Genomic DNA, 21,388 nt, shown 5'->3' with positions numbered 1-21,388 from the left:
ACCCCTCAGGGGCGTTCAAAAACCGCTCTGTCGGTCAGCGGAGCTNCACGGCGACTGCGTCTGTTCAGACCGCGCCGCACCCCTCAGGGGCGTTCAAAAACCGCTCTGTCGGTCAGCGGAGCTCGTGACGTTCGTCCGCAAAGCCAACCGAGACGAGGTACTCGAGGAACTCGTCGAACCGCTCGACATCGCTAGGCGTGTCGGTCGCAAGGTGACGCGCCCACTCGATGGCCCACTGGAAGGCGGGATCCGTGCCGCCCTTGCCGTGAATGTACCACCACCGAGCCGCTTTGAGAACCACTATGGGATTCGTCGGCGGCTGCTCACCGGCGAGCCCACGGGTGATGGATTCGATTTCGTCGGGGACGTCGGCGGAATCGACCTCCGCTGATTGCGTGTTATTGATATCGACTGGGATCTCGTCGATCGAGACGTTGTCGGGACTCTGTTGGTGACTCACTGGAAGTCACCTCTGAGAGCTTTCGAAGGAGCCCTCGCCCTCTCTGGGGGCACGAAAAACCGGTCGCGAAGTTATCCCGGCGGGAGGTAGACGCTCTGTTCGCCTGCGATTTCCTCTAGCTCTACGACCTGCTCGCTTCTCAAACCGCGCTAACTAGACAGTGCCCTCCAGATCGATTAGTCTGCTATGGTGAGTCTGCAACAGAGACGGTAGAAGAGTTACTCTCATATGATTTCATAAATGACATTCGATAAGTAGAAGAAGCACTTCAGCCATGTTCGAAGATAATCTCGTCACCCGAAGGAAAATCCTTGCTGCTGGCAGTACGGGGATCATAGCTGGTCTGGCTGGCTGTCAGTGGGTGCGTAGAGAGCCTGAGATAGAGGCTAGTATCGAGAACGCTGAGGCATACCAACTTGAACCGGATCGATTGGTTGCCGTTACCGAACTCTCGAAACCAGAAGGATCCGAACTACGGGTGCGGATCCGATGGGAAGTCACTAACGACGAGTATACACAGGCGGTAATAAGGGATAGTATATTAGATGAAGAGGCCTCCACTCAGTCAGTGAGCATTCTGATGAATTCTCCAACTGAGATTGACACGGAAAGTGTGACTCGTTCGGAACTAAAGCTGATTCGAAATGGAGAACCGGATTCGTCTTGGGTTCCAGCACCGTTTTCGTCTCAATAGCCACTGGGGTTCTTCGGGGTCACTTCAGATCATGACTTAGGCAGACAAATAGAGGGTGGATAACAGGAGACTCGTTCGGTGTAGTTAGATGTATAGCTCCTCGCGCTTTTTTTCGATTTCCTCGTAGACTCGGTCAGGTACCTTCGGATCACTGACCGGCGAAACCTTCATCGTCTTCTTCGGATCGGCAACGTAGACCCCTTCATCCCGCTCTGGCGAGGCGTTCGGGCTAAGTCCGGACTGATTAGGTTTGATCTTTTGAATACCGAACTCTTCCATCTCTTCAGTGGAGAGGGTATTTGGAGAGGGTGGTACGGTGAACGAAATGTCGAACTCGGTGATGACCGGGTATTCTGGGAAGGCAATAGCGGTATTCTGGACTGTGAATGATTCTGAAGTGCCCGGTTCGAGTTCGTCGCGAGCGAGCAGGAAGGTTGAGGAGTCTGCCCACTCTGGCCCGTTCGTCGGAGCATAGTCCCATTTTCTGTAGATGGAACTACTGTCATCATCCTGTTTAGAGAGCCAGCTGACCATGTCCATGAGGAAGTAGCTCGCCCCGAGTTTGAGACTACCCATTGCGGGGTTCAGTGCGGTGAGGGCGAGCGTGATGCCGTCACGGGCGAGAGCATAGGCAGAATAGTCGAAGTCGCCCGTCTGATCGCTGGGTGAGGAGCCGACCCAGTCAGAATCTTCTCGACTGTAGACGTCACTTGCCCCGCTCAGCTTCGTTTCTTGCCACCACATTGCTTCATTCTTCTCGTCCTCAATCGGCTCTCCATCATCAACGAATCTACATGCTGTGGTCCCTTCGATGGTGAAGTCGTATTCCCACTGACCTTCTTCCTTGAAGCTGTCTTTCCAAGCCGGGGCGTAAGCAGTGATGTCGGTACCCAGTCCAACTCGGAAATCACCCTCACCGTACATGTCAGAACCAGTGTATGTGTCGGAATCCTGGGTACTTTTGGGGTCGGCATTCGGATCGGAAGGTGGTGTAAGGCCATCTGCAGCGACACTGCTCGTACTAACTACACTTCCGAGACCGAGTGCGCCGAGTTTGAGTGCATCTCGGCGCGTAGGCTGTCCGCGCTTCATGGTTTCTGTATTGGTGTTTCAATGACTACATTACATAATTCACCAACTATATTATTAAACTTAACGGCACTGTCTAGTTTAGCACCTCCGCAGCTGGCGTCCGTCCATCGAGTGCCTGATGGGGTCGCTGGTGGTTGTAGTAGTGCATGAACTGTGCAAGCTATTCGCGGACGCTCGCTTGACTGCCCACCCACGAATTATGGAAGCGGTCAACCCGTATCTTGAGCGTGTGAAACCACTTTTCGACGTAGTTTCGAACACTGTAGTTGAGCTGACCGTTCAGATCGTGACGAACGAGGCCAGTCAGGTAGCCGCCAGCATCGACGAGAAACTCTGTCTCGTCGGTTTTGTGTTTCTCAGTAAGTCGATGCAAGAACGCCGCCACGGGACTGATCCCGCGGCGGCTGAACACGTCAATTTCGAGCAAGAGCTTCGACTCCGTGTCGATCGCGGCGTACAGCCATTTCTTTTCGCCGTCGACCTCAATCTGTTTCTCATCGACCGCGACCCGCGACGGCTCTGCCGTCGGCGGGTCGCTCTGAGCTTCCGAAAGCGTGTGTGTCTAGTTCCAAATTGCGCCGTGAGAACAGTCAATACCGAGTAAGTCGAGCACTGCGACGACCTCCCGAACTGACAATCCCATCGAATGCAGACGCACCCCGACACCCGTCAGGGTGTTCGGGGTGCGCTCGTTCTCCCAAACCTCATCACAATGCACGCCTAAGCTCTCTTTGAGCAGGTCTGCGAGTTGCATGGTTACTTCTCGCTACGACCTGCTCGCTTCTCAAACGCCCTCAACTAGACAGTGCCTCACAGCGACGTTGTCACTCATCGGAATCATCTACCGGACTCCGCGCGGTGATCTGTTGAAGTTCTTCGACCGACACCAAGTCCTCAATGGTGGGCGGTCGGTCGGCCTCGGGACAGACGTCGTAGAACGCATCGACGAACATGTCGGCGCGTTCCATCGCGTGGGCGAGTCGGCGGGCGTCAGTCTCGGTGATTCGGTCAGCGTTCCGGGCTTTCTTCGAGGCCTTCCGGAATTCGTAGTAGAGATCGTCAGCGGCTGTCTCCAACTCGAAGGACAGCAGGTCCCGACCGACCTCCGCGAACGCCCGAACCTGATCGTTGTCAGGGTCGTCAGTCATCGAACTTCCCCTCCGCTGCCTCCGCAGCGACCACCAGCCGAGCTGCCAAATCGCGGGCGTCGTCGGGATTGAGTCCGGTACCGCTCTCGATTGGGCCGGACCTCCACCGGAGTCCGACACCGCTCCAGCCACCTTCTTCGTGGACGCCCTCGACTTCGAGCGGGCCATCGTTCATATCTGCCGTGACGTGGACGTTGTTTAGCCCGCCAGGAACGGAGCCGCAGTCCGTGACCGAGTAGTCACCGTCGTCGGTCACGTTCCGCTCCTCGACGATTTCCTCGGCGCGACCCGTGTCAGCAGTCGCGGCCTGCGGGAGAGTGGCGAGGGCGGCGGCCACGGCGAGGAACTGACGTCGCTGCATCATAGTCCCTCCTGGACGCGGTCGCGCGCCTCAATCAGTCGTGCCGTCCACGCGCCTGCTTCCGCAGCGCTGATGCCTGGAACGTCGCTCCAGTCGGTGTTCTCGTGATTCTCGATCAGCTCCGAGAGATCGAGGTCGGCTTCGGTGTTTTCAGCGTCCGATTCGGCTTTCGTGCCGGAATCCTGAAGTCCGGCGGATGTCTTCATTGACATGCTTCGGTTGTCCCGAAGCGCGGTCGGGCGTGGTCCAAACACGCCCCGGCCAACTTCTGACCGATGTCCCGCGCTTCTTACCAGAGACATGTATCGCCGCGACAATAAAAGTTAGGCCATAAGCTAATGTGGTGTTATGGGCTAACCTTTATGGCGGTATAACCTAATGTCTAAGTCGTATGCCACCAACGAATGGCGGTATGGGAGTCACAGCGATCATGACAAAGACTGACCGAGAACGCATCAGCGGTGAAGCAGATGTTGACGACAGCAAGCGGTACGAGTCTGCTTCTCGCGTGCGGCAGCGGATAGGTGAACTTGAGACGGATGCTGAGATTCTGAAGGAAAACCACCCCGATCTGTACGAGGAACTCCGAGAGGCGGTCTGCGACGAATGAGCGACGACGAACCTGACGAGAGTCAAACGGAACTCTACCACTTCGCCCGCGGCGCGTTCGTCGATACCGACTGGTTTCCCAGCGACCTCGACGAGAACGACGAAGTGGTCCGAGTCTCCGAAGCAGGCCAGTTCCCCGAGCTGCCCTCGCCGGACACCGAGGAACGAAAGCCGCCGTACATCAAGAAGCTCAGCCGTGAACTCCGGGCCGAGGTCTTCCGACACCTCAGCTTCGACCGCGACGACAGCATCAAGTTCAAACGCGACTTCCTGCTGCGGATCTTCGTCAGCGCGGCGATTCACGACATCCACATGAACCAAGCGTGCGAGAACATGGAACTGAAGTCGTGGGTCGGTGAGGGTAACTCGGTCGACCCGAGTAACGTCCGGCACCAGCTTCTGAAGTTCGACCCGGCCACCGTCACGCGAATGTTCCGGCAAGCCAACGACGCGCTGTTCGACATCGCCTTCGAGCACGAGTACTTCGATGACACCAACGAAGTCGCCATCGACAGTACGGACTGGTGTGGTACGGACAGGGTGACGCCAGCCGGGACATCCAAAAGACGAAGCCCCAGCGGAACTTCTACTACTCGTGGCAGTTCACCACGCTCGCTCTCGTCGGCACGAACACGCTGATGACGATGCGGGCCGTCCCGACGCGGGCGGACACCGACAAGGGAACGCTCGTGCGCCGGCTGCTCCGGTACGCCGCGCAGGTGATGTCGTTCAACCGCGCCTACTTGGACAGTGGGTTCTACACCACTGACTCCGTCCGTGCGCTCGAGTCCACCGGAACGGAGTTCATCATCCAGGCCCCGGACAAAGGCCGGAAGATCAAGGTCCTCCAGCGACTCGCTGTCGCCAAAGAGAGCGAGGTCGAAGCGGTGCCCCACGGCCTCGGCGGGATCACCAACGAGAAGCACTGGTTGTTCACCGTGAAGTCCCAGAAGCGGTCTCGGCTTCGGCAGGGTGAACCCGATGATCCGACCGACGACTGGATTATCTTCTACACGACCATCCCGCTCGATGACGACGACGTCGACCCGTTGAAGCTGGCCACCGACTTCCGCAACCGCTGGGGTGTCGAGACGAGTTACCGGAAGCTCAAGCACGACTTCTTGGCACAGTCGGGATCGCCCCGACTGGCGACCCGGATGTTCTACTTCAAGTTCGCTATCCTGATGTACAACATGTGGACGGTGGCGAACGTGCTGGGTGCCGAGGAACGGTCGTGTTCAGATTAGCTGGAATGATCTGAGCCACTAATCAGCAGTTTCTACGGAAGCGTTGCTAAAGCAGTTTGAGAAAGATATAGTTCGACGTTTTATCTCACAGAAGACACGTTCGACGCTGTTCCGATTTCCATGTCGTTCGTATCTGAAATCGAGGTTATGTCGCTGACAGGCGTAGTTCAGTGACTTATCTCCATCGACGAGAATCACAGCATCATCAACATCGTGTTTCTCGCGTAATTCCGTAAAGAATGCACTAGCGATACCCTTGTTTCTCGTCGGTTCAAGCTTTGTATAGAGCAATTGATTAGACGCTGGATCGACGGCTGCGTACAGCCAATACTGTTCATCGACGAGCCGGATCACCGTCTCGTCAACTGCAACGTGATCCGGATTCCGGCAGGAATTGGGCTGTAGATCTGCCTTGTGAACCCAGTTATGAACAGTCGACCGAGCCCGTTTAACACCGAATATTTCGAGAACTCTAACAGTATTCGAAAGCGAGAGTCCAGCAAGATGGAGCTGAATACTGAGATTCATCAACAGCCGCGGTGTTTCCTCTCGCTCCACAAAATCCAAGTCAATTTGGCCGATACTAGGACTGAGGCGTGCGTTTTCGGGCATAGACCACTTTGAAAACGTGACGCCTCATTCCTTCAATCTTATCTGAACACCGCCCTCGCAACGGTGTTCTGTGTCGTGTGTTCCATCTTCTGTATACTGGACACTTATACGTTATCCAGACAATCGGATTCGGGAAACTAATAGTAGGATACTCACGACGAACAAAGTTTAGAATCGACCCTCGACTGCTACAGTCGGCGGTGCAAGGTTGCCAGAACGGTTGACGACCAAACGTTTGAACCCCACCGCGAGCGCCACACACGGCTTTCGACTAGTGACGCATAGCCGTTGTGGTGGCAAGCCTCGAGACACACCACGTTGCGAGTGAAAGTCGCCGCCAGAAGACTCATAGAGTTGGCGTGGCGACATGTCACTGTCGCGTCCCCAACAGCGCGACACTTCCACCCAATCCGATCATCCCGGCAGCGATTCCCCTCCGCTGTCGGACTCGTCACTAGCTTTTCGAGAGACCCCGCGTACAAAGTGAAGACTAGATTTAAGTCATTGACGTTGATATATACGTATGGGAAATCCAGCAGCAACAGGTCTGTCAGCCCTTTTGGGATTATTCATCGTCGGTGCAGTCAGCATTACAATGTATGGCGGCGACCCGAACGCTCTTGCAAGTGTTTTTAAGCCAATATTCGTGATTGGTGTGTTTGTCGCCCTTGCAGTCGGTGCCATTGGCGCCGTTGGTGCCGCTTGGCGATAACTAAGACACTCTTCCGTCGGTAATTGTTGATACAATCCTCCAAAGAAGGGGTGGAACAGAAACCGGCCGTTTGATCGCTTATCGTCCAGATTATCCTCGTCAATTCACCGCAGAATCGCAAGATGGCTCTACATCAACAATGTGCTACGCAAGAGCGTTCTTGGAAGGCCTTGTGCGGTCGGCGTTGGATTCGGATGATTTCAAGGACTACGTTGAGAAGGAGTTGGACAGGCAGTGAAGTAAGTAGGCATCAGTAGTTGGTAATGTCTTTCTGGAATAGGTCGTCCAACCGGTCTATTTCTTGGAGTACTTCTTCTACCATGTTTGGCCGGATGTCTCCGAACTCGTAGAGGTAGTACGATCCGCCTTTCGGGCCTTTGTTGTGTTCTTCGACATCGAGGAAACCTTTGAGTTTGAGCTGGCTGAGACGATCACGGATGGTTCTATCAGTTTTTACGTCGGCATCGATCCGTTTTGCTGCGATTTCGTAGACGTTGTAGATGTCGCTGCTTTTTGCCGGGAGACTGCCTTGTTTGTCCAGTGTGAGGAGTGCGTACAGAGTTAGGTGGCTTTGAGTCGGGACGGACTCGAGCAGTTAGAGAGTCGTCAGTCAGCGGACGCTGGACGGGGACTCGCTCTCTAGTGGATTCAAGATCGCCTGCCTTGACCTCGTAATGGTGACCGGCCTCTGGAGAGAAGTTGGAAAGAGCGTGGTCGAAGAGGAGGGACATACCTGTTACAGTTGTTGAGCTACTCGATATTATTATAGCTTATCCTAGGTATGTTGTCCAGAAGCACAATCGACTATTGCCTACCCAATATACTTTTGATGACAGACTGAGAAGTCCGGAAATAGAACGAGACCCCACAATGGCGGAGCTTCCAGACTCATTGTCAGCGACAGAAACCTACTGTATCGAAGCCCTCCTCGAGGCAAAACTGTTCGACGAGATCAACGGAACCCAACGTGCCTTTTTCGAACAGGGCGGCCTTGAGGAGTCGAATACACTCTTGGTTGCTGAGACTGGCAACGGCAAAACATTCTGTGCTGAGGCTGTCGTCAAACGGGCACTCGAGCGAGGACAGACCGTCGGGTATCTCGTCCCGAGCGTTCAGCTGACGAACGGAAAGTACAGTAGTCTCAACAAGTGGATCGATACAGACCGATATACGCTGACAAACGCGACGTGGGGCGATGAAGCCGGCTACCAGTATGCCGATGTGATCGTCGCGACGTTTGATTCGCACTTCGAAGCTGCAATCCGTGGTGTTGATTCACGGGTCGACGTCCTCGTCTATGACGATTTCCACGAATTGTACTCGGGCTTTCGGGGGCCAACTATTGAAAAAAGTCTCGCGATTGCCATGGATCGGGATGTCGAAATCTGTGCGATGTCGGCGACGATCGGCAACCCCGACGAAATCGCCCGGTGGCTGGATGCCGAGTTAATCATCAGCCCCGAAGACCGTGGTGTGCCCATCGTCGAGCGACCACTCGAGAAGAGTGGGAACAAAACCTACGGCGAATTCATCGCCGACCATATGACCAAGCGGGTCGATGAAGCGCCGTTTATGATTTTTAACTTCACGACGGATCACACTCGCTCGCGAGCGGTCCAGATTGCCTCTCATTCAGATTTCAAACGGCCGGAGACCGACTACCGGGAGAAGATCGAGAATGCGATCGACACGACGCTGACGGATACACATCAGGATCTGATCAAGTGTCTGGAACAGGGCGTCGGATTTCACTATTCGGCACTCGAGAACGACATCAAACAAATCGTGGAAAAGGGTGTCAAAAACAGTGAGATTCAGGCAATTTCGTGTACCACGACGCTCGCCTACGGCTTTGACAGTCCCGTCCAGGCAGTGATCGTTGCCGATCTCACCCGGTTTGGGAACTTCGTCGGGCGGTGGGAGTACATCCAGTGGATCGGGCGTGCTGGGCGTGACTCTAAGATGGAGGAAGCCTACGCCTACCCGATTTACAGTCGCGAAGACGCTGCTGATGTCTTCCAGTTCGATACCCCGGTTGAGGAAAAGTCACTCGAGTCGGTCGGTTCGCATTTCGGCCATCCGAAAGGCTTGGACTCGGACGCTGACTATACGACGAATCTCGAGAGTGCAAAGACGAACCTCGAATGGCTTCTGATCGAGTTAGTCCAGAACGGGTGGGACTCCGTCGACGCTCTAGTTGAGTTTGTCTCGTCGACCTTGTATGGCCACTATGCGCTCCGGGACCGACTTCCGCTTGGAGAGAACCCGATGATCGGCGGCGAAGCACAGGGTGGTCGTGGCGAAATCGCCGACCGGGTCCGTGACGTACTCACCGAGCTCGTCGAGAATGGCTTCATCGAGATGGCCTCAGAGTCGATGCTTGCAACGACCGATCTTGGGGCGGCTGCGTTCGAGTACGATCACGCAACACGGATTGACTGTCCACCCGTTGCCATCAAATCGTTGGTTGAAACACTGGAAGCAACTGCCCCCGCTAATCCAGAGACGATCGTCGCTGAATTGGCCGAGATGTTCTACCAGTGTAATCTCGGCGAGACGGTCACTGACAATGAGAGCCCAGAGTTTCTCGAGCTCCTTGAGCGCCATGACCTAGGAACCGATGAGGCCGGTGTCACAGCAGGTGTGATGTGTTGGCTCTGGGCCGAAGGAATCGATGTCGAACTAATCCAATTAACACTCGATATCGATGTTTCACACGTCTCGCGGACAGGGAGCCAACTGGCAGAGGCGATTCGGCCGCTTGCTGAACTGTACACAGCAACGTCGCATACGCCACCACAGTGGCTAGAGACGATGGCCCGACAGATGGATGCCGGCGTCACTGCTGAAGACCTCCATCTGACGAGTTACCAAGGCATTGCTCGTGGGCGAGTAATAATCCTCGACGATCGAATCCGAAACGCCTGGCAAAATTTTGGTGAGGGGACCGATACCATCGATTTGTCACATCCGACGATCAAGAAGTTAGCGGTTCAGTATGAAAACTCAGTTCGCTTCGAACAACGGCTTGTCAGCAACGCCGAGGGTATCGGTTCACAAACCGCTCCAACAGTCGTCCAAGCAATCGAAGACTGGATCGGTGGCGATACAACGGTGCCAGCCCGGCCGCCGTTCACCGCATCTGGACGGGAGTTCCTCGAAGCGTTCGGCGGCAAAAAACAAACTCGTACAGATGAAAGTGACTCAACAACAGCTATCGAACGAGACCAGACCTCGATTGGCTCGGAACCACGACCGACGTCACTTGACGATTTCTGAGGCGTCTTTTATCCTGCTGTCACCACCAAGCCTTACCTGATTTCTTCAGAGAACGTGATTGGCTGGAGGGAGGATTTCAACCAGTACTCGTTGACGATCTATTGGTCTGCAGCTGATACTGTCAGCCAAAATATTTCAAAGAAGAGTACGTTACTCCCATATGATCTCTCTCGACAACGTCTTTCACGGCGAACAGAGTCCAAGAGTTCGTTGAAGATACTCCGATCGAACTGTGTTACCTTCCGCGGGGTTCACCAGATCTGAACCCCGCGGAAGAGTGCTGGCGACAACTCGATCAATCACGCGGCAACCGCCTATTCGAAACGCTTGACGAACTTCGTGATGCTGCCCTCTGTGCACTGGACAATATCAATATACCAGATATATTCACATACTTATGTCCGAGAGTATTAGCACGTTTCCACGAACCCTACTCGTGACTAATAGAATACTCGCCGCTCAATAAGCACATCTACTTACCGGCCAATTCACCGCAGCAGTCGGTGGATCAAACCATGGGAGAGTTCTCTGACACCCGTCGAGAACAAGGTTTAGTCGAGTTGGCGCGTAACTTCCGTGTATGCCATTCAGCGTCAGTTGGCACACGCTTCTCGAGCATCTGGATGACCTGCCGGCGGACGCGACACTGATCACACCACTGTCGCACTCCCACGTCCACATCACAGATCCCAAGAACACCGCGTTATCGTCCAGTTTGACGAGTCAAACGAGAAGCGCCCGCTCCAACGCGATCAGTTCGAGTCGCTGTATCATCAGATACAGACTGCGCACGATGGGTTTGATCTTGACCGGCTCCCGCCAGATGCTGACCCGTATCCAGCGGTATTGAGCGTCCATCCCTGCTTCGAGATCGACGAAGATGCGGGTGTGATTGCCGAGACAGACGGACCGACGACGACCCAACTGGCCGATACAGCACACGAACCAGACACCGATGACGACCGAACCGAACCCGACGGTCTGGACGTCTACTCGGATGCGCTACTGCTGATCGATGCACTCGAGCGCCATGACGTAACCGACCTGCCTGAGTTGGAGACGGCCACACTGGTGAATCTCTACACACTGCTGTCGGATGTCCAGCGTGACGCCAACGACTTTCGCCAGGAGGTCGCCGATGTGCTTCTCTCACGCCTCCATCACGACCGGCCTGTCGCTGGTCAGTACGGTTCTGTCCAGCGTACGAGTCGCCGTAACCGCTCGCTCAAAGACGATGAGGACGTCCTCTCGATGCTCGAGGCAGAAGGGATCGACCGTGAGCGCGTCATGACCGTTGATCGCCAGAAGGTCGACGAAGCACTTGAGGTGACGACGCTTACCGAATCCGATGTATACGAGATCGATGAGAGCGAGTACGTTCGCAAGGCAGAGGTCGACGACGACGTCAAGGAGTCGCGCCTCCAGGGCTTGAAGGACCGGCTTGCCGCCAGCGAGGAGACAGAAGCTGAAGAACTGCAACAGGAAATCGAAGCACTCGAAGAGCGTATCGACGACCTCACGAGTTTCCGAGCAGGGACAGAAGTACAGCGATGACTGGTGACGGCTTTCACGTCATCACGTACAGGGCAAGGAATTGGCAAGGTTCCTCCTGGTCGTCCTGCAATCTGACACTGGCAGTATCGAGTTAGTCATCGTCGTCCTGTGAGCGGAGTTCGATAGCCCGCTTCTCGAGTTGGCGGAGGATCGGAACGCGTTGTTGGTGTTGGTTTTCGTAGGCGATGCAGGCTCGAAGCGTCTCCATATCGTTGATCGTCGCGATGCTGGCGTTGATGAGTCGTGTGTTCGGTGCCTCGAGCCGCTGTGCTGGTGAGAGTTCGCTCGAGTTTCGGGGTTGCTCTGGTGTATCGCTCATTGGATATCGCCTCCGCCCCTGTTGAGGCACGAAAAACTGCATTGCTCTCTGGTTTTCCGCAAGTGAGAGATGACCACGTGCTACGGTAAGTACGGGGGAAGCACCGGTCGTTCAATACAGCGGTTATACGGTCCGAAGGTCATCTGTTGCCTGTGACCGGATGGCAGCTGCTGCGACTTCGTCGGCTCTCCTGATGAGTTCCGCTTCGATCGTCGCCGGCTTGACCGGCGTTCGGCTCGTATGGGAGAGCACGATGTGTGCCAGTTCGACTGGCAGGTCCACTGCTGCAACGACGTAGACTCCGTAGTAGGGATGTCCGAGCAGGTTGTAAACCGGCGTCTCGGCCATCCCGTCGAATTCGGCGAGTTTGCTCACGTCGTGGATGAGTGCACCAGCAACCACAGTATCCACTGAGAGCGTGACCTCGCGCCGCTTAAGAAGCGTCTCTGCGAGCGCGACGGCACAGGCAGTTACGTCCCGAACGTGGCTTACCAGCCGTTCGTTCTCCAACCCTAACGCACGCTGTGTTGGAGGCAGCCACGGTACCTCGGTGAGGTCGTCGATGTCGTTCTCTTCGATGGCCGTCGCCCACGCACTGACAACACCCGCTCGAAGATCGTCGTCTTCGATCACCTCGAGTTCGGGAAACGCGGCTCTGACTACATCCTCGCTCATGTCTCTGCTGTCAGTATTGCCCACTAAAAGTACCCGCCGTGCAGTGATGCACACTTCACAGCTTGCGCTCTCACCTGCTGCTAGCGTTCTGCGCCATAGACGATTTTCGAGGGGGCTTCGTAGCCACAGTCAGGACAGTCGAACCATCGCTGGATCTTCGCACCAGTGGCAGATTTCTGACCGAGCATAACGTCGTTGTTCGGACACTCAGGACAAGCGAGTTCGGGGGCTGGTTGGTTCCGAAGCACATCCCGAAAGCTGGTCACTTCTTTTGTCTCGAAGCCACGAGACCACACTGGATAGCCATCGACGAGGATCGCTGCCCGCCACTTGTACGCGTAGGAGTCCGGGGCACGATGTAGGACGGCTCGTGCTCCAGTCACCGTGTTTCGATATGCCAGCGTGGGTGTTCGACTCTCTCGTGTCCAGTTGGTGATTCGGGGCATGATTACTCAGAAATGGACGTCTGCCGGCACGATCCAGCACGTCTCGCGCTCGTCAGTCTCCTCGAGGAGGCGATCGAGGTGTCTGCGATGGCGGATACCAGTCGCGTGCTGATCATACAGGCAGATCGACGGGCCACGGGAGGCACTGACCTGTTGGAAGGCGTGCCGAGCGAGGCCCTCATCGCGCATGATCTCATCGTCGCTGCGTTCCTCGAGTGCTTGCTTCACCCGATTCAGATTGCGTTGGAACGTTTCCGTTGTGGTCTCCCAGGCCCGCTCGAGGAGTTCTTCACCTTCGTCGGACGTAACGGGTGCAGCTGTCGGTAGGTCGCCCCACCGTGCTTTTCCAGACACTGTCGTGTCCTCTTCGTCGAAGGTGACGTAGTAGTCGAACGCTGCACAAGAATTCGGCTCCGCCCGACCAGTCGGTCAAACACGGTCTTTCCGGTTGACAGTGCTTCTTCTGCTGTCGATGCCTCTACCAGTGCGTAAATTAACATATGCATCTCGGATACCTCACTGCGCCGACGCTCTGGTCAGTGTTCGCTTGGTCTTACCCAGTGCGCCGGCACCCGTTACCGGCGCATAAAATCAAGATTAGTTTTCAAGCAGCGAAACTCCTTGTTCAACCACTGAATCCGTAATAAATAGGCTTGTTTCTGTTTGTAGTGTCCGCATTAGCTCGGCTGCTTTTGATTTCGTAAGTTGGTCACGATGATACGCGAGAACGATAACACCGATTGAACCATGCACTTCGATACTGAGATCGTTAGCAGCATCTCGAGCTTCAAGATCATCAGTCAACAGAACAGCTGAGCGGCAGACGCAACCGCGAGAGCGGCAGTTTCACCGGGATCGAGGTTCAGATTCACTGTGAGTTCAGTCTGATCAGCCTCGACGAGTTCGTACTCGAGATTGCTGAGTGCAGGAGGAACTGTACCTGCCTCGAGTTCCTCGTACACGGTCTGAGAGATGAGCAATCCATCGACTGCTGACAGCACGTCAATCGCACCGATTTCGTCGAGATGAATGAGTGGGCCTGTATCAGCGACCGCGACGATCACGCACTCAGACCCCACTGAACATCGTCTTCAACTACCTGGAGTTCGCGCTCTGCACGCTTGACGCGATCTCGCCCAACGAGGTCAATTGCCGTTCCCCGATCGATTTCGTCGTTGACATACCGCGAGAGAACCAGATCGATCCAGAGATCTTCGACACCGCGTTCCAGAGCCTGTTCAAGGATCTCCGACTCGGCGACATCTCGTGCTTCTGCGATCTCTTGGACACGTTCGGTGAGATCGGTGGCCATGTCTACACAATCGGCTCGGGATGACTTAAACGTCTATGGAGAGCCTAGAATGATGGGGGAGCGAGTGAGATGGCTCACTTCCTCCAAGAGCGCCGTTGCTGTCTCGATTCGTTCTCTATCTGTGTCAGTCAGTTGATCGCCCTCGAGATGGTTGAGTTGACTGAGTGCACGATGCAGTCTGTATCCTGGTGTGTTGCGTGGATCCATTGAATGCGCCTCAGCCGATCGCGGCGCAGACAAACATGACACGATAGCACGGGCGACCGTTCTGTTAACCAACAGCCACGCTGCACCATCGCCGTCTGTTGGTTAAGCCCTGACGCGGACAAGTCATTCTGGGCTCGGCCCATAGCGCGGCGTCCCGCAGACCTGGCACTCCCGGATTGCGTGGCCGGTCCAGGTTTCGTCGGGAACCGATTCATGACCGCTGAATCGATGATCGGTTGTGCGTCCGCACTGGTGACACTCGAGGCGTTCTTTGGTCGGAATGCCACTATCTTGATGCTCAGGTTCACGTTCTTGAGGTGCCTGCTGGAGGGCAATTGCAGGAACTAGCCACGCATCATCACCGACATTGTCGAGCACCGTCGCAAGTCGCTGCTCATCGCGAATGCCGGATCCACCCTCGTCGTAGAGATAGGTTGTTGGTTCGCAGTCGCTACCCACCGCTGATTGGTCAGTCCACGCTGTTCGATCATGGGCCGCTGCGAAAAGCTGCTCACCGCCAGTGGACGTAATCTGTGCTGCAGCAGGAAGCACGGGCCACCGATCGGTCAATTGGGCTGCAGGCTCGTCCTCGAGATCGTAGATGATCGTGCAGTTGTCGACAGCCTGTTCGGTCGCACTCGAGGCAAGGAGCATCGCAGCGGCCCCGCCTTTCGCGACGGCGCCGTAGAACGTCGACGACTCAACAAGCATGTGGACGACGCCGAGGAGTGTCCACTCTGTTGCTGATCTGTCTGTCTCAGAAGAGGAGTTCTCGATATGGTTGGTGAGACAGAACAGGCATTTGGTCCGGTCAGCTGGGATCGGTGCGCCACAGGAGCGACACTCGGAGTCTGTTTCCGTTGGAGTGTCCGGATATCCAGCCGTCGCCATCCGCTGTCGATCAGGTTCGCCGTCATCATCTTCGCTGAGTGTCTCGTCTGGGATATGCGACGCTTCGCCGGTCGGACGAAGCTCTTCAAAGTCAGAATCTCGGTCAGTCATTGGTTGGTGATGGATCGTGTTGTCTCACGTCTTGATCAGGTCCCAGTTCGGGAGAGTAGATCTAGAAATGATACCACTGAGACGCTATTGCTGGCGGAGTCCTGCTTCTCGAGCTTCACGGTTGCTGGCACAATGGATACACGCTGGCAGATCACCATCAACGGCGAAAACCCGAAAATAGTTCTCGGTGACATGTGAGCCACAACCATCACATTCTGTCATTATCCAAATCTATGTTGTTACTCCAGCAAATATCTTATTCCAATACTTGTGTAGTTTTTCTCAATGGCATTCTATTTAAGTGGAATTGACTCTTTTCTGGGCCTGGTATTGTTGCGGTTCGATAAGGAATCCACAGTCTTCACAACGAGTTTCGACTGCGTTGGTGGTCACCCGTCCGTTGCACTTGGGACACTGACTGGCACTCGAGGCGGGCTGGACGTCTTCGTCGAATGTTGTCTCGTAAATCTCTCTGAAAGCCATGGTGTTCATGAAGGGCAATGAACAGTTCTGACTACCCTTCACCCACTTGTAGGGCACAGAAACTCACCAGGAGATGGCAGCGTCATGAAACAGATTCATGCGGTGGCGAAAGCCCGGCAGCACAACGGCCATCGGCCGTAAGCAGCCCGGACCGTGGAGGTGGTGGGAGGTGGCGGTGACTGCGTTCACACCAGCAAAAAGGGGGCTTCCCCCGGCTATTCCCACCAGCGGCCGCGCTCGGGGAAGTTAATCGTCGTCCAGCCGGTTACGGCCAGTGAGACACGGCCTTCGTGCCAGTTCCGAGCAGCCTTATGAATCCGCACCTGCTTGCCTTCCTCAATCCACGGCGCGTCTTATGACTTCCAGATGGTCACACGCGTCTGTCCACTGTCGTCTGCGATGAGCCCGACCTGTGCGATGCTCGAGTGCGAGGGATCCCACAGGGTTTCGACACGCCCTTCGATGCTCACCTCCTTCCGAGAGACCTCCTCGAGTTTCCCAATTGGGATCACGTGTCCAGGCGCCGTCTGCAACTCTTCGAACACGTTGACGACCGCACTCGTCAGGTCTTGCCCACCGACGACGGCTTCACTCAACCGCCGGCTGATCGCCGCTCGAGACCAGCCATCCAACTGCTTCGCGAGTCGCATCGACTGCTTATTCACGGCCACCAACTGCTCTTGAGTAAGTTCTGTCCGGGGATCTGCTCGTTCCGGGTCCGCCATCGGATCCACGCTTGCCGCCCGTTTCTGGAACTCGAGACGCCGCGCTTTGTTCTGGTCCGCAGCGATCGTTCGCGTCCGCTTTGCACGGCCCTCTTGTGTTCCTATCTCGGCTTGGGCACTGATTCGCTCGAGTTCATCCTCTCGTGCTCGAATCCGCTCTTCCTGCTCGAGGGTGGCACCGTGAATCCGGTCACCGCTCGTGTCGACGATCCCGTCTGGGTGGTTCGCATCCACCTTTGCTTGGACCGCTTGCTCGACTGCTGCCTCGAATTCCAGCGTCTCGTCGACGACCGGGAAGCCGTCTTCATAGACCGCCTGCTTGTCCGCCTGTTTGAGTGCCTGTTCATCGACCGTAACGACCTTGCTACTCGAGTTGTTACTAGACATTGGAATCTACCTCGATTCCGAAGGCGTTCACGCGCCCGCCACCGCGATGCTGTGACATCGCGGTTTTTCGACGACACCGACCGACTAGATCCATCTGCGCGCTCTCGCTCGCGCCTTCGTGAGCGCCCATTTGGGCGCGAGCGAGAGCGCGCCTGAATGCGGTGTCCCAACCAGCACCGCGCGGCGACCTGCCCGAAGCGAGCGGCCAGCTTTAAGGCGTTTCTCGTGTCCGGCCCGGACTGCGGGTCCGTGTCCAGCGCGACTGTCGTCGAGAACGCGCGCCGCAGTGTGGCGCGCGACAGCGCAGGCGGCACCAAGCGCTGGAACGCGAAAGCCCGCGAGGGGCGCAACCGAAAACGCGCTTAATGCTGGCGTCGAGACCAGATTCACTGTAGCCCGGAACGGTGAGCGACGTCAGGAGCGAACCGCAGCCCGGAATGGTCGGTTGCGAGCGACGCGGAGGGCAGCACGCGGCGAGCGGGGCGGGCCGAATATCAAGAGCGGACAACCAACACAACAGCAGCCCGATCAGTCCACGTGGGTGGGATCAAAAGGGGCTGGCGCGCTCGAGGAACCCCGCCGACGCAAGCACCGGAACCTGTGAGGAGCGCAGCGAGGTCTTCGCAAGTGAAACGAGCGACGGGCAGCGAGACGCGTGCGTCTCGCCAGGCGCGGGACTCGAGCGTGCTAGGGGCTTTCTCCCTGTTATCAAAAACGATGGTTGCAAGCCACTTACCGAGACCTACTCCTTCACAGCTGTTTCAGTGACCCATCCGCACACTACAGATGCGTATTGACCGAAATAGGATGCTGAGTAGTATCGATGACCGCTATCTATTTGATCGAAAACACACGAATTTAATTATGGAAATCCATGACTTGGTCTCTACCCATCTCCCGATGGCAGTGGTCGCTTCGGTCGTAATCGCTCTCTTCAACATCTATACTGGCGAAATCACCACCATAACGCACCTTGTTATTGACTTTCTCCTACACATTCTCGCAATCTTCGTAGGCTTTGTCGTCTTTGATACGATTTGGCATAAGCTGTTTACTGAAAACGGTGCATGAGCGAACTGTACTTACCGATTCAGGGAGCAAAGCAAGAATCTAGATCGACTCCGATCTCGATCAGTCGATGTACTGTAATACCCACTCACGCCGGTCCTCAATTGCTTGCTCTCCTTCGTCTGTAATCGCGTAATAGTTTGTGCGCCTGTCGAGTTGTCCTTTCTCGACAAGATCCTTATTCACGACTGTATCAAGATTCGGGTATAGCCGACCATGATTGATCTCTGAACTGTAGTACTGCTCGATCTCGTCTTTGACGTCCTGTCCAGATGGCTGGTCAGCGCCCGCGATCACGTACAGCAGGTCTCGTTGGAATCCTGTGAGGTCGTCCATGGCCCTGACATTCAGGCGAGACGATATTTGTTATTCCACCCGTACGTAGATGTAAGCAGATCCAACTAGTCAGTTCTTTATACCACTAGCTGACTCTCGTTCCATTCACGACATCCAGAGACTGTGATCGTAATGGAACGACACTCGAGGGATTCGACTCAGTATGCACGATCAGCGGTCGTAACCGTCTTACTCCGAACTCGAGAGTAGGTCATCGACGTACTGATTTTCCCACTCACGCCGGGCCTCGAGTTCGCGTTGCCCACGCGCTGTGATCGTGTAGGAGTTCGTCCGACGATCGACCTTGCCTTTCTCGACGAGCCCTTTGTCGACGACCTCGTCGAGATTCGGATACAGTCGCCCGTGGTGGATCTCGTTCTCATAGTACTCCTCAAGTTCATCTTGGACCGCGAGGCCGTGTGGCTCGTCTTGGCCGGCGATTACGTATAAGATGTCACGCTGGAATTTGGTGAGATCGTACATGTTTGAATGTATGTATATGTATTGAGTAATGAACCTTCCGAGATTAGGAGGTGGTACAGAACGCACGAGACGACTGGATCGACTCAGATTAATCGCATCGAGTCGCCTGGGTCATCGCCAATGATGTCCGCTAATCCGTAGACAGAGATTGCATCGGTATACCCCTGTGCAGTGACGGCATTTTTAATACCCTCTCTGGCAGGCTGATCATCAGTGAGGACGATCACACCGCGTGTTGAGCGGTCTCTGACGTATTGGATGACTAGCCCTGCAAGGATCGCATCTGTTTTTTCGACCTCATGCTCAGTCTGGTCGGTTTCAGCAGCAATAGTGCGCATGGCGATGTCGCTGGCTGCGACAGCGTCTCCATCTGTTGGTGCTGGTGAATCGATGATTTCAGCCCATCCCTCGTCAATGGCTGTCCGTACGCGCTCTGTATCTGAGCCGCCGAGTTCCCCGATAACACGCTGTGGAAGTTTCACCACAACGCCCGCGTTACGGACAGCACTCCGGAATCGTGCGTATTGTGGGTTAGTAGGGTGACCGATCGCGAAGAAGATGTTCGCATCGACAAGGACATCCTTCTCAGCCGATAGTGGATTTGCGTGACCCATCGAACAGACTCACTCGTGCGGCTCTGACTTCGCTGGGGCACCATCTGCACCGTCGAGATCAGGAAGTTCCATCTGGTCGGCGACATCGGGAAACAGATACTCGAAGAACGGGTCGTGTTCTCTCCCAACAGCGAGTGCAGGCTGGAGCGCATAGATGATCATCATCGCCTCAGTCTCTCGAACATCGATATCGGTGGCGACCATCCGCTGGGTCGTCTTCCCCGCGAAATGGAGCCCTGAACCCCTTAGTGCAGCGATGAGTTTTCCAGTTCCGTAACGGTCCAAGAAGTAGTCGATATCGTCGTCAACCTCCTGTAGTGCAAGCGCATGCAGGACTGTTGGTGTGATCACGATCGGCGCGTACTGCTCGACAATGATGAGGGGCTCAGCAGTCAGCTGCTGCGGACGCGTCGATTCATCTCGATCAACGAGCCCAAAGTCAACCAGCCGGTCGACGTATTCATAGGCCGTCGATTTTGAGAGCTCGAGAGCGTCCATGATCTCCGGCGGTGAAACCGGCCCCCAGTAGCAGACATACACGTACACACGGGCGAGTGCTGGCTGGTTGAGCAGCTGCATCACTATCTCGAGCTTCGGCGCATTCTGGGCCAGCGCCTTTGGCTCGAGCGTTTCCTCATCCATGATGTCTGTTGGTGGCGGATCCAACGCATCGATCACGCCGTCAGGACGAATTCGATCGTCAGCAGTCATAATCACTTGTTCGAAGTCCATGTACTTCAGACTACCGGCGGCTGTTTGGCAGCACCACAGACTCTTCCAAAGAACGGCACTGCTAGATTGAGGTTGAACTGAGCGGAGTTCTTCGAGGGAAGTGGGAACATGCTGTTCGAAGAACTCCACGTTGATGTAACGGGTTCGTCTGATGTGGAATTTTTGGATAGTGATCGGACGCGCACGCCAGCCTGGCTGATCAGGCTGGCGTGCGCTGTCCATGCTGGAGCGGCCTCGTTAGCAGAGTGTCGAGACCTCTGTGAGTGGTTCGGCGTCGAACGACGCCGAGCCACGATCCAGCACTGGTACCAAGCCTACGCTGAGTATTACGAGCAAGACGTCACAGCAGAACCGGACCGTGTTGCGGTCGATGAGAAACAGATTCAACTCGGGAACGAAGAGAAAGCGTGGCTCTACGCTGCGATTGATGTCGATTCGAAAGTCGTGCTCCATGCACGACTTTCGAAGCACAGGGGCCGAGATCCCGCTGAACAGTTCTTAGAGGAGCTGAAAGAGAAACACCGCGTCGCAGACGCGGAGTTTCTCGTTGATGGGATGGGCTACTTGACTGCCCTTGCCCGAACTAATCTCAGTGGCGATCTCAACTACACTGACCGCAACATCATTGAAAAGCTCTTTCAGACCTATACGATGCGAATCGAACGGTTCCACGAAACATGGAACGGCAGTCAGCCAGCGCCGAGCGCTGGCTGACTGCCTACACCGCCTACTACAACCACCACCGCAGTCATCAAGCACTCGACAATCAACCGCCAGTCGAAGCACTCACACAGAAGGGTTCAATCTAGCAGTGCCGGCTTCGGGAGTTTG

Annotated in this window: 22 protein-coding genes and 7 pseudogenes; 8 read left to right on the top strand and 21 right to left on the bottom strand. The window is 55.5% G+C overall.

Annotated elements, in window-relative coordinates:
* Positions 1–112 precede the first annotated feature (112 nt).
* From C486_RS16520 to C486_RS16490, 6 genes and pseudogenes are all read right to left on the bottom strand, one after another.
* Positions 113–460, bottom strand: coding sequence for a hypothetical protein (locus C486_RS16520; protein WP_008458119.1), 348 nt, complete (start codon positions 458–460; stop codon positions 113–115).
* A 778-nt stretch (positions 461–1,238) separates the two neighbouring features.
* Positions 1,239–2,078 (bottom strand): hypothetical protein, encoded by an 840-nt coding sequence (locus C486_RS16515; RefSeq protein ID WP_008458115.1) that lies wholly within the window; start codon positions 2,076–2,078, stop codon positions 1,239–1,241.
* A 241-nt stretch (positions 2,079–2,319) separates the two neighbouring features.
* A pseudogene (locus C486_RS20565) lies at positions 2,320–3,000 on the bottom strand (IS6 family transposase).
* A 70-nt stretch (positions 3,001–3,070) separates the two neighbouring features.
* The gene (locus tag C486_RS16500) at positions 3,071–3,394 is read right to left on the bottom strand and encodes a hypothetical protein (protein ID WP_008458112.1); all 324 of its coding nucleotides are present in this window, start codon (positions 3,392–3,394) and stop codon (positions 3,071–3,073) included.
* Positions 3,387–3,755, bottom strand: coding sequence for a hypothetical protein (locus tag C486_RS16495; protein ID WP_008458111.1), 369 nt, complete (start codon positions 3,753–3,755; stop codon positions 3,387–3,389). Before C486_RS16495 ends, C486_RS16500 begins: the two co-directional genes overlap by 8 nt.
* Complete coding sequence (locus C486_RS16490; RefSeq protein WP_008458109.1) at positions 3,755–3,961, bottom strand: hypothetical protein; 207 nt, start codon at positions 3,959–3,961, stop codon at positions 3,755–3,757. The genes C486_RS16495 and C486_RS16490 overlap by 1 nt, the downstream gene beginning before the upstream one ends.
* Positions 3,962–4,167: 206 nt before the next feature.
* Between C486_RS16490 and C486_RS16485 the strand changes: the two genes are divergently transcribed.
* From C486_RS16485 to C486_RS16475, 3 genes are read left to right on the top strand one after another with little or no spacing between them, the layout of a single operon-like run.
* Positions 4,168–4,365 (top strand): hypothetical protein, encoded by a 198-nt coding sequence (locus C486_RS16485; protein WP_008458108.1) that lies wholly within the window; start codon positions 4,168–4,170, stop codon positions 4,363–4,365.
* A complete protein-coding gene (locus C486_RS16480; protein ID WP_008458106.1) occupies positions 4,362–5,003 on the top strand; it encodes a hypothetical protein in 642 nt (213 codons plus the stop codon). Before C486_RS16485 ends, C486_RS16480 begins: the two co-directional genes overlap by 4 nt.
* Positions 4,889–5,611 carry a transposase gene (locus tag C486_RS16475; RefSeq protein ID WP_160164305.1) on the top strand — a complete coding sequence of 241 codons (723 nt, stop codon included), beginning with the start codon at positions 4,889–4,891 and terminating at the stop codon, positions 5,609–5,611. Before C486_RS16480 ends, C486_RS16475 begins: the two co-directional genes overlap by 115 nt.
* Before the next feature lie 18 nt (positions 5,612–5,629).
* Here C486_RS16475 and C486_RS20560 read toward each other — a convergent pair whose 3' ends face one another.
* Positions 5,630–6,223 carry an IS6 family transposase gene (locus tag C486_RS20560; protein ID WP_083866055.1) on the bottom strand — a complete coding sequence of 198 codons (594 nt, stop codon included), beginning with the start codon at positions 6,221–6,223 and terminating at the stop codon, positions 5,630–5,632.
* A gap of 523 nt (positions 6,224–6,746) precedes the next feature.
* Here C486_RS20560 and C486_RS21150 point away from each other — a divergent pair.
* Positions 6,747–6,935: a hypothetical protein gene (locus C486_RS21150; protein WP_152419190.1), complete on the top strand. Its 189-nt coding sequence runs from the start codon at positions 6,747–6,749 to the stop codon at positions 6,933–6,935.
* A gap of 250 nt (positions 6,936–7,185) precedes the next feature.
* Here the strand turns inward: C486_RS21150 and C486_RS20555 are convergent, their stop codons facing one another.
* A complete protein-coding gene (locus tag C486_RS20555) occupies positions 7,186–7,476 on the bottom strand; it encodes a hypothetical protein (protein ID WP_394295340.1) in 291 nt (96 codons plus the stop codon).
* A 329-nt stretch (positions 7,477–7,805) separates the two neighbouring features.
* Between C486_RS20555 and C486_RS16465 the strand changes: the two genes are divergently transcribed.
* The 3 genes and pseudogenes from C486_RS16465 to C486_RS16460 all read left to right on the top strand — a co-directional run bounded on the left by C486_RS16465 (position 7,806) and on the right by C486_RS16460 (position 11,768).
* Entirely contained in the window at positions 7,806–10,214 is a 2,409-nt protein-coding gene (locus tag C486_RS16465; protein WP_008458097.1) for a DEAD/DEAH box helicase, read from the top strand.
* 182 nt (positions 10,215–10,396) lie between these two features.
* Positions 10,397–10,654: pseudogene (locus C486_RS20550) on the top strand (transposase); the annotation flags it as partial.
* Positions 10,655–10,794: 140 nt separating this feature from the next.
* Positions 10,795–11,768, top strand: a pseudogene (locus C486_RS16460) (hypothetical protein).
* A 91-nt stretch (positions 11,769–11,859) separates the two neighbouring features.
* Here C486_RS16460 and C486_RS16455 read toward each other — a convergent pair.
* The 13 genes and pseudogenes from C486_RS16455 to C486_RS16400 all read right to left on the bottom strand — a co-directional run bounded on the left by C486_RS16455 (position 11,860) and on the right by C486_RS16400 (position 20,536).
* Positions 11,860–12,087, bottom strand: coding sequence for a hypothetical protein (locus C486_RS16455; protein ID WP_008458094.1), 228 nt, complete (start codon positions 12,085–12,087; stop codon positions 11,860–11,862).
* A 123-nt stretch (positions 12,088–12,210) separates the two neighbouring features.
* Positions 12,211–12,762, bottom strand: coding sequence for an HD domain-containing protein (locus C486_RS16450; protein ID WP_008458092.1), 552 nt, complete (start codon positions 12,760–12,762; stop codon positions 12,211–12,213).
* An 80-nt stretch (positions 12,763–12,842) separates the two neighbouring features.
* Entirely contained in the window at positions 12,843–13,208 is a 366-nt protein-coding gene (locus C486_RS22045) for a DUF7568 family protein (protein ID WP_008458090.1), read from the bottom strand.
* Between the two features lie 6 nt (positions 13,209–13,214).
* A pseudogene (locus C486_RS20540) lies at positions 13,215–13,714 on the bottom strand (hypothetical protein).
* 91 nt (positions 13,715–13,805) lie between these two features.
* A pseudogene (locus C486_RS22885) lies at positions 13,806–14,272 on the bottom strand (nucleic acid-binding protein).
* Positions 14,269–14,520 (bottom strand): hypothetical protein, encoded by a 252-nt coding sequence (locus C486_RS16435; RefSeq protein WP_008458085.1) that lies wholly within the window; start codon positions 14,518–14,520, stop codon positions 14,269–14,271. Before C486_RS16435 ends, C486_RS22885 begins: the two are co-directional and overlap by 4 nt.
* A 330-nt stretch (positions 14,521–14,850) precedes the next feature.
* Positions 14,851–15,729, bottom strand: a complete 879-nt coding sequence (locus C486_RS20535; RefSeq protein ID WP_083866054.1) for a biosurfactant protein 1 — start codon at positions 15,727–15,729, stop codon at positions 14,851–14,853.
* Positions 15,730–15,813: 84 nt separating this feature from the next.
* On the bottom strand, positions 15,814–15,951 hold the full coding sequence (locus C486_RS22950) for a DUF7563 family protein (RefSeq protein ID WP_449289194.1): 138 nt from the start codon (positions 15,949–15,951) through the stop codon (positions 15,814–15,816).
* A 476-nt stretch (positions 15,952–16,427) separates the two neighbouring features.
* Positions 16,428–17,324 (bottom strand): annotated as a pseudogene (locus tag C486_RS16425) (DNA-binding protein).
* A 1,131-nt stretch (positions 17,325–18,455) separates the two neighbouring features.
* The gene (locus tag C486_RS16415; RefSeq protein ID WP_008458077.1) at positions 18,456–18,728 is read right to left on the bottom strand and encodes a PadR family transcriptional regulator; all 273 of its coding nucleotides are present in this window, start codon (positions 18,726–18,728) and stop codon (positions 18,456–18,458) included.
* Between the two features lie 189 nt (positions 18,729–18,917).
* Positions 18,918–19,211 carry a PadR family transcriptional regulator gene (locus C486_RS16410; RefSeq protein WP_008458075.1) on the bottom strand — a complete coding sequence of 98 codons (294 nt, stop codon included), beginning with the start codon at positions 19,209–19,211 and terminating at the stop codon, positions 18,918–18,920.
* A gap of 83 nt (positions 19,212–19,294) precedes the next feature.
* Positions 19,295–19,825: a hypothetical protein gene (locus C486_RS16405; RefSeq protein ID WP_008458072.1), complete on the bottom strand. Its 531-nt coding sequence runs from the start codon at positions 19,823–19,825 to the stop codon at positions 19,295–19,297.
* Between the two features lie 9 nt (positions 19,826–19,834).
* Positions 19,835–20,536 carry a DUF7437 domain-containing protein gene (locus C486_RS16400; protein WP_193787478.1) on the bottom strand — a complete coding sequence of 234 codons (702 nt, stop codon included), beginning with the start codon at positions 20,534–20,536 and terminating at the stop codon, positions 19,835–19,837.
* Positions 20,537–20,668: 132 nt separating this feature from the next.
* On the opposite strand from C486_RS16400, the pseudogene C486_RS16395 reads away from it, so the two are divergent.
* A pseudogene (locus tag C486_RS16395) lies at positions 20,669–21,366 on the top strand (IS6 family transposase).
* The last annotated feature ends 22 nt before the right edge of the window (positions 21,367–21,388 follow it).

The organism is Natrinema gari JCM 14663 (assembly GCF_000337175.1).
GTDB lineage: Archaea > Halobacteriota > Halobacteria > Halobacteriales > Natrialbaceae > Natrinema > Natrinema gari.
This window is presented reverse-complemented; position numbering and strand designations above follow the sequence as displayed.

Bases quoted from the DNA above. Each gene is read 5' to 3' on its own strand.
- C486_RS16405 (WP_008458072.1), bottom strand. From the start codon at position 19,825: ATGGGTCACGCAAATCCACTATCGGCTGAGAAGGATGTCCTTGTCGAT.
- C486_RS16400 (WP_193787478.1), bottom strand. From the start codon at position 20,536: ATGACTGCTGACGATCGAATTCGTCCTGACGGCGTGATCGATGCGTTG.
- C486_RS21150 (WP_152419190.1), top strand. From the start codon at position 6,747: ATGGGAAATCCAGCAGCAACAGGTCTGTCAGCCCTTTTGGGATTATTC.
- C486_RS22045 (WP_008458090.1), bottom strand. From the start codon at position 13,208: ATGCCCCGAATCACCAACTGGACACGAGAGAGTCGAACACCCACGCTG.
- C486_RS16435 (WP_008458085.1), bottom strand. From the start codon at position 14,520: ATGGCCACCGATCTCACCGAACGTGTCCAAGAGATCGCAGAAGCACGA.
- C486_RS16500 (WP_008458112.1), bottom strand. From the start codon at position 3,394: ATGACTGACGACCCTGACAACGATCAGGTTCGGGCGTTCGCGGAGGTC.
- C486_RS16490 (WP_008458109.1), bottom strand. From the start codon at position 3,961: ATGAAGACATCCGCCGGACTTCAGGATTCCGGCACGAAAGCCGAATCG.
- C486_RS16410 (WP_008458075.1), bottom strand. From the start codon at position 19,211: ATGTACGATCTCACCAAATTCCAGCGTGACATCTTATACGTAATCGCC.
- C486_RS22950 (WP_449289194.1), bottom strand. From the start codon at position 15,951: ATGACAGAATGTGATGGTTGTGGCTCACATGTCACCGAGAACTATTTT.
- C486_RS16450 (WP_008458092.1), bottom strand. From the start codon at position 12,762: ATGAGCGAGGATGTAGTCAGAGCCGCGTTTCCCGAACTCGAGGTGATC.
- C486_RS16495 (WP_008458111.1), bottom strand. From the start codon at position 3,755: ATGCAGCGACGTCAGTTCCTCGCCGTGGCCGCCGCCCTCGCCACTCTC.
- C486_RS16480 (WP_008458106.1), top strand. From the start codon at position 4,362: ATGAGCGACGACGAACCTGACGAGAGTCAAACGGAACTCTACCACTTC.
- C486_RS20535 (WP_083866054.1), bottom strand. From the start codon at position 15,729: ATGACTGACCGAGATTCTGACTTTGAAGAGCTTCGTCCGACCGGCGAA.
- C486_RS16465 (WP_008458097.1), top strand. From the start codon at position 7,806: ATGGCGGAGCTTCCAGACTCATTGTCAGCGACAGAAACCTACTGTATC.
- C486_RS16415 (WP_008458077.1), bottom strand. From the start codon at position 18,728: ATGGACGACCTCACAGGATTCCAACGAGACCTGCTGTACGTGATCGCG.
- C486_RS20560 (WP_083866055.1), bottom strand. From the start codon at position 6,223: ATGCCCGAAAACGCACGCCTCAGTCCTAGTATCGGCCAAATTGACTTG.
- C486_RS16515 (WP_008458115.1), bottom strand. From the start codon at position 2,078: ATGTACGGTGAGGGTGATTTCCGAGTTGGACTGGGTACCGACATCACT.
- C486_RS16485 (WP_008458108.1), top strand. From the start codon at position 4,168: ATGGGAGTCACAGCGATCATGACAAAGACTGACCGAGAACGCATCAGC.
- C486_RS16455 (WP_008458094.1), bottom strand. From the start codon at position 12,087: ATGAGCGATACACCAGAGCAACCCCGAAACTCGAGCGAACTCTCACCA.